The organism is Paraburkholderia bryophila, from assembly GCF_013409255.1.
Classification (GTDB): domain Bacteria; phylum Pseudomonadota; class Gammaproteobacteria; order Burkholderiales; family Burkholderiaceae; genus Paraburkholderia.
On sequence record NZ_JACCAS010000001.1, the window covers coordinates 960,657 to 977,392 of the forward strand.

Sequence of the window (16,736 nt, forward strand, 5' to 3'; positions counted from 1 at the left end):
GTCCGGGCGTAAAAAAGCCCGCACGCGGCGGGCTGGATTTGCGTGACTCGACGAAACTAGTTCGCCATCACATTCGAAGTGCCGGGTGCGGCTGGCACGTAGTGGTCGTGGGAATTGACCGCACCGCTCGGTAGAAGGACGTCGGGCGCGCTGATTGGCGCCGTGAATTGTGCAGTCCCCTTGCTACCAGACGCCCCGCTTTGACCGATGTTTCCGTTGATCTGTACGTTTCCGTTCAACACGATGTTTGGAGCATTCACCGTAAGAGTCCCGCTGGCGTTGCATGTGACGTTCGATGCGTCGTTGACAATTACCGGCTGCCCCCTGGCTTCGACAACAATACCGCCGCTCGCAGTGAGATACACCGACTTGCCGTCCTGGCTGTACAGCATCGATTCACCAGCGGCGAGCCCCCTTGGACGCGACTGCTGGTGATTCGTCGCAAATACGGCACCCGCGCCGTTATCGCCCGCAATATGGAGAGCGAGCACGTCGGCGCCGATCGGTGGATTGGAAGTGAAGCCAAACTCGGCGAGGCGCAGCCTATTGTCAGAGGTGATCAGCCCATTCATACGGACCTGCATCTTCTGCACGGGTCCGCTGTCGTCGACGTAGGTCGCACGGCCGCGACCGAACATGCCACGCAGCCGCATGAAGATGCGCTCGATTCCAGTCGAATCCATCAGTTCACCATGTTCACGTCGGGCGCAAGCGGATTGAGAATGATCGGTTGCTGATAGAAGGCGGCCGGCGGCATGACGACGACATCCGCCGTTGTGCCATCTGCCCCACGCTTGTATGTCACATCCGAGATCAACCACCTCTGCTGCTTTAGCTTCAGCTTCGGAAGATCGATCGGCACGAGTGTGTTGGGCGTCCACAGCACGCCCGCCGAATCGCGCCAGCTATCCGTGGCCACCTGCACAGCATAAGAGCGCCCATAACGCCGCGCCATCTCCCATTGCGCACGCTGCGCAGCGACGTCCTGACCGCCGAATACTGACTCAGCGACGATCGCTCGATAGCGCAACCGCTGAACGGTCGCATCACGCACGCTCGCAATCAGATTTCCGCCATCGCCGATGTCCTCGCACGTGTCGAGGCTCTGCCGGACAGCGTCATAGTCGGAGAAGCGGCCGTCCATGCTGTTCAGCGCACTCGCAGAGAGCACGTTCACGCCTTCCTTGAATCCGCACGCGGCTTGTTGGGTGCCGATGCCGGAGAGCAACAGACTGCCGTCGGGCTGGTCGTACAGCAGAAGCGCGCGAAACCGGCACAGCCGTTCAAGCACGTCGTAGATCGGCTCGCCGACCATGATGTTGAGCTGCGGTATCGGATCGCCTTGATTGGCGCCGTCGGCCAACGCGACCGGCACGCCATAAACGCCACACAAAGTTTGCGCAATCTGGAGCAACGGCATATTCAGCAACTGACCGCCCGTCCACTTCGCCGAACAATCGACAAGATCCTGGCATTTGCTGCGACCAGTAATGCGGATGGTGTGCTCCCGCGCGTTGTAACTCGGCAGGTATCGGTCGACGAAACCGGACAGCACCTTGTCCGCGCCGAGCAGCACCTCAACCTGGTCGCCCTCTTGCACGTCCACGTCCGACACGTTCTCATAAGGCTCGGTGAATGAGACCTCAAAATCCGACGGGCATCGCTCAATCCCGCGCGACAACCGGACTCCTAGCCACCCTGTGATGTTCCGGGTGTTAGACGTCGTGTACGTAGGTTGCCCCAGTGCTGCATTGAGGTTTCGTGTACACGTCGACACCCTGAGGGTGATCTCGTCATCCATCAGCTAGCGAGCGCCTGAAAAGTCGTTGGGCAAAATGCCGGGTGCCGCGGTGCGATCTGCTGCACAAGCCCCGGCTCGCGCGTCGGATCACGATAAATCCGGTTTGCAAGCACAAGGGACGGTAGAGCCGCCTGAAACTTGAACGTCGCTATCGCTGCGAGGTCTGCGCCCCGCACAGTCATGTCAGCAACAATGGATTGGCGAACAGTCCGCAACGCCTGGTAGCTGTTATCGTCCCCGGCATCGCCGGCTACGGTGATCTCCGCATCGAACAGATCAACGGCGCTGGCCAACGTCGTGTTTGCATCGTCATGGGATGCCGGCTGATAGGTCGTAAGCACCACAGCGAGCTGCGCAAGCGCATACCGCCGCAGCAGCGCCGCCAACGCCACCTGCATGACGCTCATTGCCGCGCCGATCTGGCCCGGCGTAGTCACCGCGCTCTGCGAATACTGCGCCAGTACGCTGATCATCCTGACCGAGTCGGCTGGATCGGTAGCGGCCGCCGAGACAGAGGCAATGAACGACTGTGCTGCAGCCCCGAGTGTTGCTGAATCCGATGGGTTAAGCGCAGCGGTCTGAAGCGCGACACCAGCCGAGACGACCGCAGCACGCGCGGCAGTCGCGGACGACAATAAGTCATTCGCCGTCGTGCTCGGCGACACCTGTACGTTAGCGCCCGCGAACCCGTTGTTAGCCCCGCCAAACAGTCGACCGAAGTTACCGAACAGCGTAGAGACAGTGCCGATCACACGCTTGACGTCGTTGATTGCCGTAACACCGAGCTGGTACCAGCCCACCACGGTCGAAACCGCCTGCTGCACGACCGCAGCGCCAGCCTGAATTGTCGTCGATGCGGACTTCACAAAATCTTCCAGCGCGGCGACTCCTGTCAGCGAAGCATTGTTTATGCTGGCGTCACCCGTCGAGATCACCGATGTCGGAAAAATTCGATCACCGGACACGATCAGTGTCAGGCGGATTTCGAACACACGACCCAAGTCGGTGCGCTCCATCGTCTCGACGCTGAGACATGCGACATTCTTGATCATGCCGAGTGTCGGATGCACCAGCGTCTGGTTACCCGGCGTCTCGCAGATCTGCAGCAGCTTGTCGCGCTGCGCGACGACCGGGCCCGCCTTCGTGATCAGGTCGTCCTCAACGAGGAACCCAAGCACTTCGAACTGGCGCCCCTTCTTACCGAGATCCTCGACCCATACTTCGTCGCGGAATGGGTAGTTGTGAACAGCCTGCTTCCGGCCAGCCGCGGTCCGAACCGACTCGATACCGAACGGCAAACCTCCGTAGCTCGCCTGCTTCAGCGAACTTAGCCAGCTCCCTGCCTGGAATCCTATGAGGCTCGCCAGGCTGCCCACCGCGGACGCAACACCACCGATACTACCGGCAACATTCAAAACGTCTGCAGTGCTCAAGGCATTGACCCCATGGCGTAGTTGACCTTCGTCGGCAGGTATCCGCCGTCCGGTGTTTTTGCTTCTACCCGCGTGCCGACCGGCACATTACTGAACGTCACGTGCAGGGCGGCCTGCTGGAGCTGCGCGACGCGTGCGTCGTGGCCGTCATCACCAGTCGGCCGCACCGTTCCGCTGACCGTCGTGCCGCCCTGCTGCATCCCCGCGACAGTCGCATTTCCAATCTGCTCAGGTGAATACGGTTGCTGGCCATTCTCTGCGCGGATCATCCCGGCAATGATTGAGGCGACCTGCCGCGGGTCGCCAAGATCCGGCTTGACGTCTGCGCCCAGACCTGACGCCGCCGACATGATCTTCGTGTAATTCGCTATTTGCAGAGGCGTATTGCCCGTGCGTGCGCCACCAGTCCACTTGTCCTGAATCTGCGCCAGCGTCAATCCGCGATAGTTGCGTTCGAGGTTCGACACTGCTGCCGCTATTCCACGCTCGGGCGTGTCGTATTCGATCTCCCGATTGTGGTCCAGCATGTTCAGCGGATTATTGCTCCGGATGCCAAGCGTAGTCTTCGCGCCGGCCTCGGCCGGATTAGCACCGCCCTGAAGCGACGAGGCAATCTCGGTATTCGAGCGACCCGCCGCGCGCGCGGCGAGCGCACGCGCGAAGTCGCCGGCCGGAAGATGCGTCGACGCGGCAAGCCAATCTCCATTGCGAACGTCTTCGACACCCTGCTTATTGTCGACGTCAGGCAGCCCAGCCAGCTTCGCTACTTTCAGCGCACCCCATGCCGCGATGCCGGCTAAGCCGAGCGTGCCGAGTGCGCTCGCTGCCGCTGGAATCGTGGTTGTCGTGAGGGTGATCAGGCTGGAGATCAGGTTCAACACGCCCGCGATCGGGCCCGCGAACTTGATTGCCGCAATAGCGATCGCTACACCCTTTACTCCGCCCAGATTGTCCCAAAGCACCTTTGCCTCGGACGCAACTTCGTCCCAATTAATTTTCGAGAGCCAGTCGACGAGTTTCTGTACCGACCCGGAGATCTTGTCCGCGATTTCCGCGCGATGCGTGTCCAGCCATTTCGCGAATCCATTGACCAGCGGATCGAGAATCGGAATCAGCTTTGATCCGATGCTGTTCCCAAGGCCAGTGACAGAGTCATCGAGGTCGTTGATGTCCTGATGAAACTGCGCAGCGCGCGCCACCTCGTCCGCCGTCGGAACGAGACCTTTCCGGAACGCGCGCGCCTTGTCCGCACCATAGGTGCCTTGCTGCAGCATAGGCAGCAACCCACTCATGCCGAACGTCCCCGCCACGTCGCGCTGCGCTTCGACAGACTTCTGCCCCTCTATCGCCTTCATCAGACGTTGCTGGGTTGAGTAGTAGTCGATCGTGCCGTCCTTGTTGCGCTGGATTTGCACGCCCATCTTCTGAAGCAGCATCATGGCGTGCGGATCTGCGCCGAACGCTGCCGCACGAATCGTCATCTGCGACCCGCTCATCGCCGAGTCAAACTGATCGGCAGAGACGCCAGCACGTTTTGCGGCCACATGCCACGAGGCGAGATCCTGCGCATTCATCCCCAGCAACTTCGACGACTTGCTCAGGTTGAAACCGAACGTACCGAACTTCGTCGCTAGCGCGGTCAAACCAGCTAGCGAAGCGGCACCGCTGATGGCGGTCAAGCCCGGGATGATTTCGACGATCTTGTCGACCACGCCGGACGCGGCCCGCTCGACGCTGCCGAGGCTCTTGGTGAGCTTTGACAGCCCCACCTGGCCGACATTGCCGAGTTTGCCGACCCGCTTCTGCGCCTTGTCGATCGGATCGGTGATCTTACCGAGAGCTGTCTTGATCTTGTTGACCGTAGCGGTCGCCGCGTCGTCGGCCCGGATGCGAATGACGAATTCTTGGGCCACACTCAATCCTTTTTAGCCATGCGTGCGGCGTGGTACGCGTAATTACGTACCTCGCTCCACGTCATCCGTTTCGTTTCGCTGGGCTGCCAGCGCCAGAAACGCTCAACCAGGCGGACGGTATGCTCCCAATCTACTGGGAGCCCCCCGCGTTTCCCTCGGGGTCGTCCTCATCCGGAGGCGTCAGGTACGCGCTCAGATAGTCTTGTGCCTTGTAATAGTCACGCGACTTGATCTTGCCGAGCACAACCATCGGCACGCCCGAGATCTCGCTGATCAGCCAGCGCATAGACTCCAATGCGCCCTTGCTGCCAGCCCTTTTAACGAATTCGGTGATCTGGTCGAGATTCGGCTCTTCGAGATTGATCTCGTCATATACCGTTTCGCCATCGCTCCCCTTCGTGGTTACCGATTTCGACAATTCAATTGTCAGCATGGGGGGCGGCAGAGCGCGCGGCTTTTTCTTTTCGTTGTTCATGACTTAGCTCACCGACACGGTTTGTTCAGTTACCTGTGGCCCCTTGAACACCAGTTCGAACTTGGCGTCCTCGGTGTCGACCTCCTGCACGTCCGTCGCACCCATGTTGCGGCCCGTAACGATCTTTCCGTTCGCTAGCTCGAGCACAATCGTCGAGTTGCGAATAGCATTGAAATCAGCGACGGTCATGTCGCCGGCGTCGCGCAGCGACATCGAGATGGACGGCGCGACGGGCGTTTCCTTCCATCCGTGAAAGCCATCCGGCCCAACCAGTTCCTCACGTTTCACCGTCGAAACGCTGTACTTGGCGCCGCCCTCGAGTTGCCGAGTTACGCCGTCGATCGCTACCCTCGCGATACCGGCGAGAAGATTGCTGGACATCTTGTGCCCTCCAGAAAATTGAAAAGCCGCCCGTAGGCGGCCTCGTTGATGCAATCAGGCGTTATTGAAGGCGGAACTGAACGAGGATGCCGAATGTACGCATCTGATTGACCGGCGTGCCTGGCCACAAGATGTCGCAGCGATTGGGATTCGCCGTGTTCTTCTGGACGACGAGCGCCGCATTGAACGCGTCCGCATTCTGCGTATAGCCGCCGTCGGTACGTTCACCATACAACGCCCGAATGTTCGCAGCGATGTCGTTCGGCGTGGTGAGCCCCGAATTCGCAGGTGGCCGCGAATCGTTGTCGGCCAGTTTGCAGCGAGCATATTTCGAAGCGAGCATCGCTTGCATCGTGCGAATTTCGAGCATCAACTGGAACATCGTTTCGAGTTCCAGGTAGCTATTGTCAGGGACACCTTGCGTGTTGTCCTGGTACGTCGTGATGATGTTCTCGGTCAACACGGTGCCGTCCTGCCGCACAGTGAACGTCGAGATGCCGTCATACAGTAGTGTTTCGCGCTGGTTAGCAAGGAACTGCGATTGGTTGGGAGGCGCCAAAACGCCCAACAACGGCATGTCCTGCAACGGAATTCCAGGGTCAGCACGAACGCTGACCGCAGTCTGTGCGCACAGAGCCGCTGCCCACAACCAACTCGGAGTCGGGCTTCCGTAGAAGCCCAAAATCGTTTCGTGCTGGTTGTTGCGCGTGAGTCCCAGTGTCGTCTGCGATGCGAAAGTTCCCGCATACGCACCGAGCGCGTGACCGTAGAGCTGTTGCGTCCAACTCCACCGGCCGGTTTGGTCGTTCAAGAACTGCTGCACGGCAAGCAGCGACGCCGTGTCGGTATACGGCGACGCGATGAAATCGAACGTCATGTTGCCGAGATTGCCAAGCGCCGTGGTAAGCGTCGGGTTGGTCGCGCCGCCAGTCATCGCAGTGACGGTATACGCGAGACCCGCGGGCGTTGCCTCGCCGCCAGCCGTACCGTAGTAGTTCAGACGGATGTCGATCTCATTCCCGCAGAGACCCTTGTTGTCCGCGGTCAACGTGACGGTGCTGGTCGTCACCGACGCGGTAACCGGCATCGCCGGCAACAGGTTGATCGCAGCCGACACGGCCGTGGCGATTTGCGCCGTGGTCATGCTCGCCGTGACCGGAATGGTGACCACCTGGCCCGCGATATACAGCGAGATCGTGCCGTTCGCCGTCGGGGCGGCGGTGAAGGCTATCGAGCCGACAGCCGCTACCGCTCCGCTCGCATCGGCCAGCGGCAGATACCATACTTCACCGAAGCTGTCGTTGAGTCGATACGTCGCCAACATGTTGGCGAGCATCGAGCTAGCCCCACCCTGTAGGTTCGCATCGCCCGTGCCGCCCGAGATGATCGGGACGTTAGGAGTGGCGATACCTGCCGCAGTGATCTGGCCAATGATCAGCGCGCGCTGATTACCCTGCGCCGTATTGGCTTGCGAGTTGTCGAGCTCGAAGAACGAGCCAGGCAGGCGCAGGCCGGCGGGAATGACTCGGAACGGAACGTCGCTCATGCTTTTTCACCTTCCCTCGCAGGTGCCGATTTCGCGGTCACCAGCACGACGTCGCCATCGTTGAGAATCTTGGTCCAGAGGATGCTGTCGTCGGGCACGTCGATGCCATCGGCCGGCAGCAATTGCTTCGTCTCCGGGTCCCGTACGGACAGGCCCGGTGCAGGTTTGATGCGCATTCGGCGCTCCTACGAAATGGATTGGGGAAGATCGATCGAGAAATACGGCTCGGTCGTGCCCTCGGGTTCGACCACGGTGACGTCAATGCCCTGCAAGGGGGTGCCGCTCGCCTGATAGAACGCCTCGGGCCCCTGTACGAACTCCATGCCGATCTCGACGACCGCCGAGCCGACGTGTTGCTCGGCTTCCGGTGGACCCGGCACGAAACGCGTTCGGAAAAACGGGAACTGCTGCAGCAAAGGCATCAGGCCGGAGTAGTTGATGACGGCCGCCTTGATCTGGTCGCGCAGCGTCTCAAGCTGCACGCGCAATGCGGCTGCACCAGCATCAGATGCGGCACCAGGACTTTCCGCGCGTGCCTCGACGCGCAAGGTCGCGGTCACGGTGAACGCTGGTGATCCGCTTCTGCCGAAAGACTGGCCATCCTCGTCGTCGACCGTGACAAACAGCACCGGATACTCGCCATCCCAGGACGGCTGATCCCGCGGCGAGAACACATTCGCAGCAGCGTCTGTCGTCGAAATGAGCGCCTGCACGGCGATGTCTCGAAGCTGATTCGAGGTCGTCATGCAACGGCCTTGAGGATGATGTTGAGCCAGCCAATACCGTCGGCATGCTTGTCGAACAGGATGTACACCTGGCCATTTGAGAGCCGCGTCAGCGAGTCGTTCTTAACCGGCGGCGACGAAAAATCCGCTGCGCGCACTCCGACGCTGGGGGCGGTCGTCGTCCATCCGATCCCGCCCTCGCCATTGTCGAAAGACCGCTTATAGGCATCGGTGAAGACGCCCTGCACCGTGAAGGGTTGGCCGCCAGCGGCAGGCTGATACGACAACGGCTCGCCGAACGCACCGTTGATGGCGACGTTCAGCGAATCGAAGTCGACCATGATCAGCCCCGAGTGATTCGGGGGCCGCCGATGCTACCGAACGTCGGGCCGTCATCCAGGGGGATGACCGGCTCTTTCGGGTCAACCAGAAACCCGCGAGCCTGCAACCGCGATACCTCGCCGGCTGGGAGATCGATCTCCTCACCCGCGAGGTGCCGCTTACCCAACGTGTCGAAGACCGTACGACCACGCGCGACGACCGCCTTCACCATCTTTTTCGGTGAAATGGTCAGTTCGGCCATCAGTTCACCACCGCCGGGCAGACGTTCGCCGAGAAGCAGGCATTCACGCGACTCGGGATGACGATCGGCGACGACTGCATCATGATGAAACGCTGGCCCGGATCGTTCTCGACCCACGTCTTCGGCGCGTACGGCATCGGCTCGTAGTTGAAGGCCGGGTCCATGATCATGCCGAAGGCGCGCGTACCGAGCATTTGCGGACCGGACATGATGATGTCGCCGTCGGGAAGCATCGGCTGCTCCACGCCGTTGTCATCGACATACCAGTCGTTGTAGACCCACAGGTCATACTGGCCCCACTTGCCCTTGTACACAGCGCCCTGCTCGATCTGCGCGCCCGGGTTGATGATGTTGCCGCTCTGGGCCAACGTCGGGTACATGATCGCGCCCTTCGCCAGCGGATCCGCCAGGAAGCCGGTCCAAGCACTCGTCGAGAAGACGATGTCGGTCACCTTGGCGCCCGACTTCTTCAGGATGACGTGCTGCCAGTCTTCGATGTTCTGCGTCGGCGTTGCGGTTCCTGCAGCGACGTTCGCCGGCGTCCATTGCTGCCCGGCGCTCAATGCCACCGTCAACGACGGATCGCGGCCGAAGTCGACGACAACAGTCGGGAAGCCTTCGCCCGAAATCGTGACCTTGCCGCCGAGCAGCGCCTGCGCAGCCATCCATTCGAGGCGGCGATTCAGAATGTCGATCTGGTCGGTCATCTCCGCGGCAAGATTGGCCTGCTCGCGCTCGATGCCCTTCAGGTCACCGCCAATGCGTTCGCCGATCTGGCGCATCACGGGCTTGCGCAGATCGGGCGCACGCTTGTCCTTGATGTAGGCGGGCTTGAATTCATTCGTCTGGTAGCGGCGTTGCTCGACCAGCTTGCCTTCGACGAGCGGCGAAACGAACGGTGCCATCCGGCGGATACCGACATCGACGTCGATCGACACCTTTTCGGAATCGGCCGTCACGATGTTGCGGAAGAACTTGTCCAGCAGAAACTGCTGCGCCACTTTCAGATTGGGCACAACCTGAACGAGCGTGTTGGTGTCGTAAGTGAAGCTCACGGTGTTGATCTCCAGTGTCTACGGATCTGTGCGCCCAAAACAAAAAAGCCCGCGGAAGCGAGCTTTTTTGCGTGGGAACGGGACGGTTTAACTCGGATCCGCAGCGGAGACCGAGGACTTGACGAAGATCGTCGCGCTGCGCAGTGCAGCGGTAAGCGTCGTGATGTTCCACGATGCGTCGTAATTCAGCGCGTTGCCGTTGACTTCGGCCATGAGATACACGCCGGTGGTCACCGGACCGCTGGTCGCGTCCGCCGCGTCGGCGAGGATCGCCACCGGCGTCTGACTACCATCGCTCGCCGTCTTGACCGACAAGATGTAGGTGCCGGCGCTGTCCGGAATCGTCAACGTGAACGAGTCGTTTGCGGCGAAAGCCGTACCGCCAGCGGTGATCGTGAAGTTGAGTCCGGACTGCGAGTATGCTGTGCCGACAGTTGCATTCGGCAGTGCATTGCCTTCCGGGTCGGTGACCGTGAAAGTCGTCGCGCCGGTGGCTTTCAGCGTGTACGCGCCCAGCTTCACACCTGCGCCGGTGCTCGTCGAGCCGACAGTGCCGTTGCCGGCGTTCGTGCCGGCGGCGACTTCCACGCTGCTCGAGCTGATCATGCCTAGAACCGAGCCACGCGGCAGCTTGCCGGCGCCCAGGACGATCGGCTGCGAGACGATCTTGAGGTTGCCCGCAATGAGCTGATCCGGGATGTACGTTTCCGCGTAGATGCCCGGTTGTTGGGGATTGTCCCCGATCGAATTGACGGTGAGCGTCATTGACGTTGCTCCTTACTGGATTGGGGACGGGTTACGCTTCGCCGAGGCGTTTTTTGTTCGCCATGACGATCTGTTGCGCCATGGTCGGAGCTGAACCGCTCGCGCTACCGGAGCCGGGGTTCGGCGTCGTGGTGCGCGACATGCGGTCGTCCAGCGAGGAACGGCGTGATCCGCCGGCCGCGTTGGCCGCGTCGAGTGCCGCGATCGCCGCCTTCGACGACATCTTCGTGTCGAAAGCAAACACCCCGGCTTGCGCGGCGGCGCCGATATTGATGCCGTGCGCGATGATGCAGGCGCAGCGCGTACGCTCCGTGGCACGAGCAGCCTTTTTCGCGCCGTCCGATTCGTCGTCGCCGTCATCGTCTTCAGCGCCCGCACGGCGCGCTTCTTCTTTTTCTTTCTCCTCGGCCGCCCTGCGCGCGTCCTCTTTTTCCTTCTCTTCTTCGGCGCGGTCCTTCTCGTCCAGATCTTCCATGCGCTTCGCGTAGTCCTCGTCGGACTCGTCTTCGCGCTGGTCGCGTTCGTCTTGTTCAGCGCGTGCGGCACGCTTGCCATTGCTCAACAGATGGGCGAACGGCATCGCGCCCGCAAGGGTCTTCGTAATGCTCATGAGGTTCCTCTCACAGGTGGGTTAGTCGGCCAGCTGGTCAAGCAAGGCCAATAGCGCCGCGTCAGGCGCCATCACTGCGTCTGCAAGGCCACGGCTGACGCCGTTTGCGCCCATAAAGCAGGCGGCTTGCGTATCGCGAACCTCATCGGCCGCGATATTCCGGTTGCGGGCGACTGTCTCAACGAACAGTTCGCCCATGGTGTTGATGTCGTCCTGCGCTGCTGCAAGAGCTTCCGGCGACAGCGGAATCTCAGGATGAAAATCCGCTTTGCGATCACCGTAGGTAATGAACGTCACGGCAAAACCCGCCGACGTCAGCGCCTTCGACCAATCGATATGCATCGTGATAACGCCGATCGAACCGACGCCACCTGTACGCGGAACAATGATCCGATCAGCTGCGCTCGCGATCGCGTATGCAGCCGAATAAGCCGACTCCGAAAGGATGGCCCAGATCGGCTTGTCGCCGCGCAGGTTGTAGATCGTGTCGACGAGATCGAAACAACCGGCGACCTCTCCGCCCGGTGAATCGACATCGAGCACAATCGCCTTGACTCCAGGATCAGCGTGCGCGCTGAGAATGCTCTGGCGAAGACCGTCGTAGCCAGTCATGCCGGAGTACGGTCGCAGGCAACCCAACTTCTGCACCAACGTACCCTGCACGCCAACCATTGCGATCGACGTGTCGCCGATCATGTCGTAGCCAGGATCGACAACGCGCCCGGCGCGGGAAAATTCTGCGCCGTCTTCGTCCCACGCGCCGAAAGCCATTGGCTGAACAGCCGTGCCATCGAGCCGCGTGAGCTGCGACACGCCCATGCGCTCGGCCAGCGCCGACATGATGACTTCAGCCTTCTCCCGGCGGATCGCAAGCGGCGTGTTGAATAGCCTCTGCGCGAGGTGTGCGAACCGCATTACTCTTCCTCCGGTAGTTTGCTGGCTTCCTTCGCATCCGCGCCGACAAGCGACGTCGGAACCGGCAGTCCAAGGCTGCGATACCGCTCGGCTTCGATCGCCTTGCGGTCAGCAATATCACGCCAGTCGCTACCCGACACCTCGGCGGCTTCATCTTCGAGCGACGACAGCCCCGCGTTGATGCCAAGAATGGCGCCCTGCCGCTCTTTCACAATGTCGACCAGTCCACGACCCGGACCCATCCACTTGGCTCGCGAATATGCAGCACGCGCCTCGACGAAGTCCGGCGCACTAGCTGGCATCGGGTAGCTGTCAATTTCCACTGATTCTTCGAGCCACGCCGTATAGACCGGCTGCGCCTGACCTGAGGCGAAGCCGAGCCGACGACGGTGAAATGTCTTCCATGCCTCGAGCATGGCCGAGCGGTACGAGCTGTAGTTGACCTCAGCCCAGTTTTGACTGATCTGTTGCGCAGCCAGGCCGGTGCCGGCAGCGAAATTTCGAAGCATCGCGCTTTCGAAGGACGCGAAGTTTGCACTTGGTCGGTTCGGCGCAGCAAAGCCCAAGGTCTCCCCTGGGTACAAGTGCGTCATACCTACATCGCCGAGGCGCGTTCCGCGTTCCCGGTGGTATGAGGATCGCTCTTGCTGATACGCACTTACCTTGCTGCTACCCGCTACGGCTTCCTCGACGAGCTCACTGTCAAACGGGCTCTGGATATATGCGGCGAAGAAGGCGTTGACGATCGCGGCATCCAGTTCCGTGCCGTCATATTTGATCAGCATCTTGAAGCGGGTGAGCACCGGTGTCAGAAAGCCAATGCCACGGTGTTGCGCCGCGCGATCATGCTCGAAGTGATGCACGATGATCGGGCGACCCCACTCGGTTTCGCGCTCGATGCGATCCCAATGCACGCTCTGTGCGGCGCTAAACCAATCACCCTGATGCGCGCGCCGAATCCAATAGGCTACAGCCACGCCGTCGGGATCAACCTCCACCCCGCCGCGCATGTTCTGCTGGTCAAACCGCAATTGCGGATTGGAAAGGCGGTCGGGATCGATAATCTGAAGCGCAGTCGCATACCGCGCACGCCCGTAGCCGACACGCTCCGGCTTCCAATGAAGCATGGACAGGCTGTCGCCGTCGATCAGTTGATGACGAAACGCCAGCTGCATCATCTGTGGGAAATTCTGAGCGCGCTGCGAATCGCAGTAAAGACCGCTGTCGTGCGCCCATGCGCGCCAGTTCGCTTCGACCTGCTGGCCCCACTCGTCGGCCCACACATGATCGAATGCTTTGTTGCCCGTCAACGCTTGGAGCGAGCGATAGTCAGGCTTCGCTATCGGCCGGAAATCCGGACCGATAACGTTGTCGACCGTGCGCATTACCGCCGCGGTCGCCCATCCATCATTTCGAATCAGGTCGCGCGCGCGCGAAACAATCCGGTCGCGCGACATGTTGATCTCCCCATCGGGAGACCACAGGTACGGCATCCAATCTTCAGTGTGCGCGCCGTAAAGGTCGGCCGCATCGTACGACGTGTTGCTTCTACCTGCCAACATAGACGCCCGACCCGGGCTTCGCGGCAACGCGTTGCCGTCGGGGCCTAGAATCTGCACGGGATTGTCCATTAGCTATATACGAAGCGTATTTGACGGCGCGCCCGGCGGATGATGCCGAGCTTCTGTTGAAGGATCGAGATGGCGCCGTCCAGTAGACCCAGATCGGTCGCTCGGTACGTAACCGACTTTGCCCCATCACTCTGCGAGTAGCTGGCCTGCGCCACCTGCTGACCGGCCATCAGTTGGTCGTACGCCGACAGCAACGCCGTAAGCTGTGCCTGCAGGTCAGCCCTGCTGCGGCCGTCATAGGCACCCATATGATCCTCAGTTAAGCAAGTTGACTGGCTCGGGAAACGGTCGGGCCATCGGCACCGATCACCTTTACTGACGGTCCGCGCGACAGCGCAACTGGCGCCTCCAGTACTGGTGCTGTCGGTTCCGGCGTGGGCGCGACGTATCCGAGTGCCGTGTGCGCAGCCTTCACTTCGTCGGCCGTATGGTTTAGCTTCAAACCCAGATGCGAGAGACCGCACAACGCGGCATACCCGTACACCCGACAGTCGAGCGCCTCGTTCGCCCGACCCGGCGGAAGATCCCAAACACGAAACTTCTGGCCGCCCGACGTTTTGACGAGAACACGCTCCGACGTGAGCTGCGCGAAATAGTTGATGTCGCGATCGGCCGGAAAATGCATGTAACCCGGTCCCGGCGCTTCCTTGTGAAGACGATCTCGAACAACGTCTTTCGCGGCATTCACGCCGAGTATCACCGGGCGGAAGGTTGCCTTTGTGCGTCGGCTCGGCTTCTTCGTCGGCCAGACCGGATTGCGCTTTCCAGCAACTGCCGACTCGCCCTTGATAGCCCAGACGCGGCGCCCAAGTCGCTCCTTCGAAAAGTCATACACCTTCTGCGTGTGATGGCCGCCCGAGTCGATACAGACTGCGAGAGCCTCAAACCCGCGACCGTCAGCCCGATACCAGACGCGCTTTAGAAGTGCATCCAGCCGGCTCCATGGATCGGGGGTTTCCATGTCGCCTTCGATCACCTCGTGCGCAATCGACCAGCTCTCTTCATTGCGCCCCCAGCCGATCACCTCTATTTCGAAACGGTAATCTTGCGTGTCGACCCCGACCGTGATTACGGCCACGCCGTCTGGCACCTCCGCCGGCCACACTTCGCAGCGGGCCACCAGCTTGTCTTCTTTCAGCGCACGGTCGCCACGGTCTTCATATGTTTCGCCGAGCGTGGTATTGATGAAAGTCTGACGCTCAAGAGGATCGTCTTTCACCTCAAGCCATTCCGCCACCAGGTTCCGCCAACTCGCGTTAGGAAACAGGCTATAGGCAGTCCAGACGTGAAATCCTGCGTGGCCAGCAAACGGCTTTCCGGCGCGCCATTCGCCGCGCGCAACCATCTCAGGCTTGTCGGCGTCATGAATAATGCAGCCGTTGTGCCGACAGACGTAGTAGACGGTGTCGGGCAATCCCTTGCCAGCATCGTCCTTGCCCCACTTCATGCCGTGCGGCGTATCAGGGCCACCCCATTCGAGCACCTGAAATTCACCGCAATGCGGACAAGGCACGTGATAGCGACGCTGATCGCTCGTTTCGTAGCTGCGCTCGATACGGCTATAGCCCTTCACCGTCGGCGTGCTACCGAGAATGATTTTGCGATTCCAGAAAGACTCCGTGCGCTTCACGCCGAGCTTGATCTGGTCGCCTTCTTTGCCGGCACCCTGCACCGGGTATCCGTCGACTTCGTCGAACGCAACGATGCGTGCAGTGATGCGGCGGAAACCACCAGGGCTGTTCGCACCGACGAACGACATTGAAGAGCCGTTGCGAAACACCCGCTTCAGGATTCTCTGCTTCGCATCTTTCTTCTTCAGATCGCCGACGATCTCCGCGATTACTGGCGTGTCGCGCAGCATCGGTTCGATTTCAGTCGTGCTGTAGTCTTCGGCATCCTCGACGCGAGGCTGGACCACCAGCATCGGCGACGGATCCTGATGGATAAAGTAACCAGCGACGTGGTCGAGAATCTTGGTGTAGCCGACACGCGCTGATTTCTGGACCGTGATCCGCTCTACACGCGGGTCGGTTATCGCATCCATGATCCCGTTTTGGTACGGAAATGCCCGAAACTTGCCGGTCTGCGCACTGGTCTCGCGCGACAACACAGCGTATTTGGCGGCCCACTCGCTCAGCGAGAGTTTGGGCGGCGGTTGAATATTGCGCCGGCGAGCAGCCAGCAGTTCACGCAGCAGCGTGTCGTACCCGGTGGCATAGCGCCGCGCCTCAGCGTGCGACTCCATCCCGGGTCAACTCCTCGAGCGCTTCAACAATGATTTCCTGCAGAGCGTCTTGCAACTCGACCGGTGTCTTCAGCAACTGGAGTCGAGGCGCATGCTCTGCGGGGATAGCCAGCAAGCGCGTTCGGACCTTGGCATACTCCTCGCCGACGGCGCGGGCGACGTCTGCAACGGCTACGACGAGACCGGCATCGCGGTCGTATTCGAGCTGGGTCTGGAGTGCCAGATAGTTTTCCTTGACGCGCTTCGCCTCCTCGATGTTCATGTCTGCGCCGGTCGCAACCAGGTGACGCACCGCAGCCTCGGCTGGGGTCTCGCCATCCCTGATCGTTACCTTCTTCGATGCGCGGGTAACGCCGGCCATAGCTTTACCCTGGCCGTTACCTTCGGCGCCCTGGGTAACTGAGCCGACGCCCTTCGTGCGATAGCGTTTGATGTTCGCGTCGGACGCTTCGACATCGACCTCATCGCCCGCAAACACAAGCCAGCCGCGCTCCTTCCACTTGGTGACCGTTTTCGGACTCACGCTGTGGCGGCCTGCGTACTGTGACTGGTTCATGGCCGGTCGTTTTACCTTTTACCCAAATTTGAAAATTTCTCAGCTAGAGAAACATCGCAGTGCGCAATTGTCCGTGACCCTCCTTCTCTGGAGGGGACCCAT

19 protein-coding genes are annotated in these 16,736 nt (G+C 60.7%); all 19 read right to left on the bottom strand.

Going from position 1 to position 16,736, the window contains the following annotated elements; all coding sequences use genetic code 11:
* Positions 1-56: 56 nt before the first annotated feature.
* Positions 57-683, bottom strand: coding sequence for a phage baseplate assembly protein V (locus tag GGD40_RS04210; protein WP_179742871.1), 627 nt, complete (start codon positions 681-683; stop codon positions 57-59).
* Entirely contained in the window at positions 683-1,801 is a 1,119-nt protein-coding gene (locus tag GGD40_RS04215; RefSeq protein ID WP_218900804.1) for a phage baseplate assembly protein, read from the bottom strand. The genes GGD40_RS04210 and GGD40_RS04215 overlap by 1 nt, the downstream gene beginning before the upstream one ends.
* Positions 1,801-3,234, bottom strand: coding sequence for a DNA circularization protein (locus tag GGD40_RS04220; RefSeq protein ID WP_179742872.1), 1,434 nt, complete (start codon positions 3,232-3,234; stop codon positions 1,801-1,803). The genes GGD40_RS04215 and GGD40_RS04220 overlap by 1 nt, the downstream gene beginning before the upstream one ends.
* The gene (locus GGD40_RS04225; protein ID WP_179742873.1) at positions 3,231-4,946 is read right to left on the bottom strand and encodes a hypothetical protein; all 1,716 of its coding nucleotides are present in this window, start codon (positions 4,944-4,946) and stop codon (positions 3,231-3,233) included. The genes GGD40_RS04220 and GGD40_RS04225 overlap by 4 nt, the downstream gene beginning before the upstream one ends.
* 331 nt (positions 4,947-5,277) lie before the next feature.
* A complete protein-coding gene (locus GGD40_RS04230; RefSeq protein ID WP_179742874.1) occupies positions 5,278-5,622 on the bottom strand; it encodes a phage tail assembly protein in 345 nt (114 codons plus the stop codon).
* 3 nt (positions 5,623-5,625) lie between these two features.
* On the bottom strand, positions 5,626-6,003 hold the full coding sequence (locus tag GGD40_RS04235; protein WP_179742875.1) for a phage tail tube protein: 378 nt from the start codon (positions 6,001-6,003) through the stop codon (positions 5,626-5,628).
* A gap of 61 nt (positions 6,004-6,064) precedes the next feature.
* Entirely contained in the window at positions 6,065-7,549 is a 1,485-nt protein-coding gene (locus GGD40_RS04240; RefSeq protein WP_179742876.1) for a phage tail sheath subtilisin-like domain-containing protein, read from the bottom strand.
* Entirely contained in the window at positions 7,546-7,725 is a 180-nt protein-coding gene (locus GGD40_RS04245; protein WP_179742877.1) for a DUF2635 domain-containing protein, read from the bottom strand. Before GGD40_RS04245 ends, GGD40_RS04240 begins: the two co-directional genes overlap by 4 nt.
* A gap of 9 nt (positions 7,726-7,734) precedes the next feature.
* Positions 7,735-8,295, bottom strand: coding sequence for an ATP-binding protein (locus tag GGD40_RS04250; RefSeq protein WP_179742878.1), 561 nt, complete (start codon positions 8,293-8,295; stop codon positions 7,735-7,737).
* A complete protein-coding gene (locus GGD40_RS04255) occupies positions 8,292-8,615 on the bottom strand; it encodes a head-tail joining protein (protein ID WP_179742879.1) in 324 nt (107 codons plus the stop codon). The genes GGD40_RS04250 and GGD40_RS04255 overlap by 4 nt, the downstream gene beginning before the upstream one ends.
* Positions 8,616-8,617: 2 nt before the next feature.
* On the bottom strand, positions 8,618-8,857 hold the full coding sequence (locus tag GGD40_RS04260) for a hypothetical protein (RefSeq protein WP_179742880.1): 240 nt from the start codon (positions 8,855-8,857) through the stop codon (positions 8,618-8,620).
* Positions 8,857-9,912, bottom strand: a complete 1,056-nt coding sequence (locus tag GGD40_RS04265) for a major capsid protein (protein ID WP_179742881.1) — start codon at positions 9,910-9,912, stop codon at positions 8,857-8,859. Before GGD40_RS04265 ends, GGD40_RS04260 begins: the two co-directional genes overlap by 1 nt.
* An 87-nt stretch (positions 9,913-9,999) precedes the next feature.
* Entirely contained in the window at positions 10,000-10,677 is a 678-nt protein-coding gene (locus GGD40_RS04270) for a head decoration protein (protein ID WP_179742882.1), read from the bottom strand.
* A gap of 31 nt (positions 10,678-10,708) precedes the next feature.
* On the bottom strand, positions 10,709-11,287 hold the full coding sequence (locus GGD40_RS04275) for a hypothetical protein (protein ID WP_179742883.1): 579 nt from the start codon (positions 11,285-11,287) through the stop codon (positions 10,709-10,711).
* A gap of 21 nt (positions 11,288-11,308) precedes the next feature.
* Positions 11,309-12,202 carry a S49 family peptidase gene (locus GGD40_RS04280; protein ID WP_179742884.1) on the bottom strand — a complete coding sequence of 298 codons (894 nt, stop codon included), beginning with the start codon at positions 12,200-12,202 and terminating at the stop codon, positions 11,309-11,311.
* On the bottom strand, positions 12,202-13,833 hold the full coding sequence (locus GGD40_RS04285; RefSeq protein WP_179742885.1) for a phage portal protein: 1,632 nt from the start codon (positions 13,831-13,833) through the stop codon (positions 12,202-12,204). Before GGD40_RS04285 ends, GGD40_RS04280 begins: the two co-directional genes overlap by 1 nt.
* Positions 13,833-14,081: a gpW family head-tail joining protein gene (gpW, locus tag GGD40_RS04290; RefSeq protein ID WP_179742886.1), complete on the bottom strand. Its 249-nt coding sequence runs from the start codon at positions 14,079-14,081 to the stop codon at positions 13,833-13,835. The genes GGD40_RS04285 and gpW overlap by 1 nt, the downstream gene beginning before the upstream one ends.
* A gap of 11 nt (positions 14,082-14,092) precedes the next feature.
* Positions 14,093-16,078, bottom strand: coding sequence for a phage terminase large subunit family protein (locus GGD40_RS04295; RefSeq protein WP_179742887.1), 1,986 nt, complete (start codon positions 16,076-16,078; stop codon positions 14,093-14,095).
* Entirely contained in the window at positions 16,062-16,634 is a 573-nt protein-coding gene (locus GGD40_RS04300) for a hypothetical protein (protein ID WP_179742888.1), read from the bottom strand. The genes GGD40_RS04295 and GGD40_RS04300 overlap by 17 nt, the downstream gene beginning before the upstream one ends.
* Positions 16,635-16,736 lie beyond the last annotated feature (102 nt).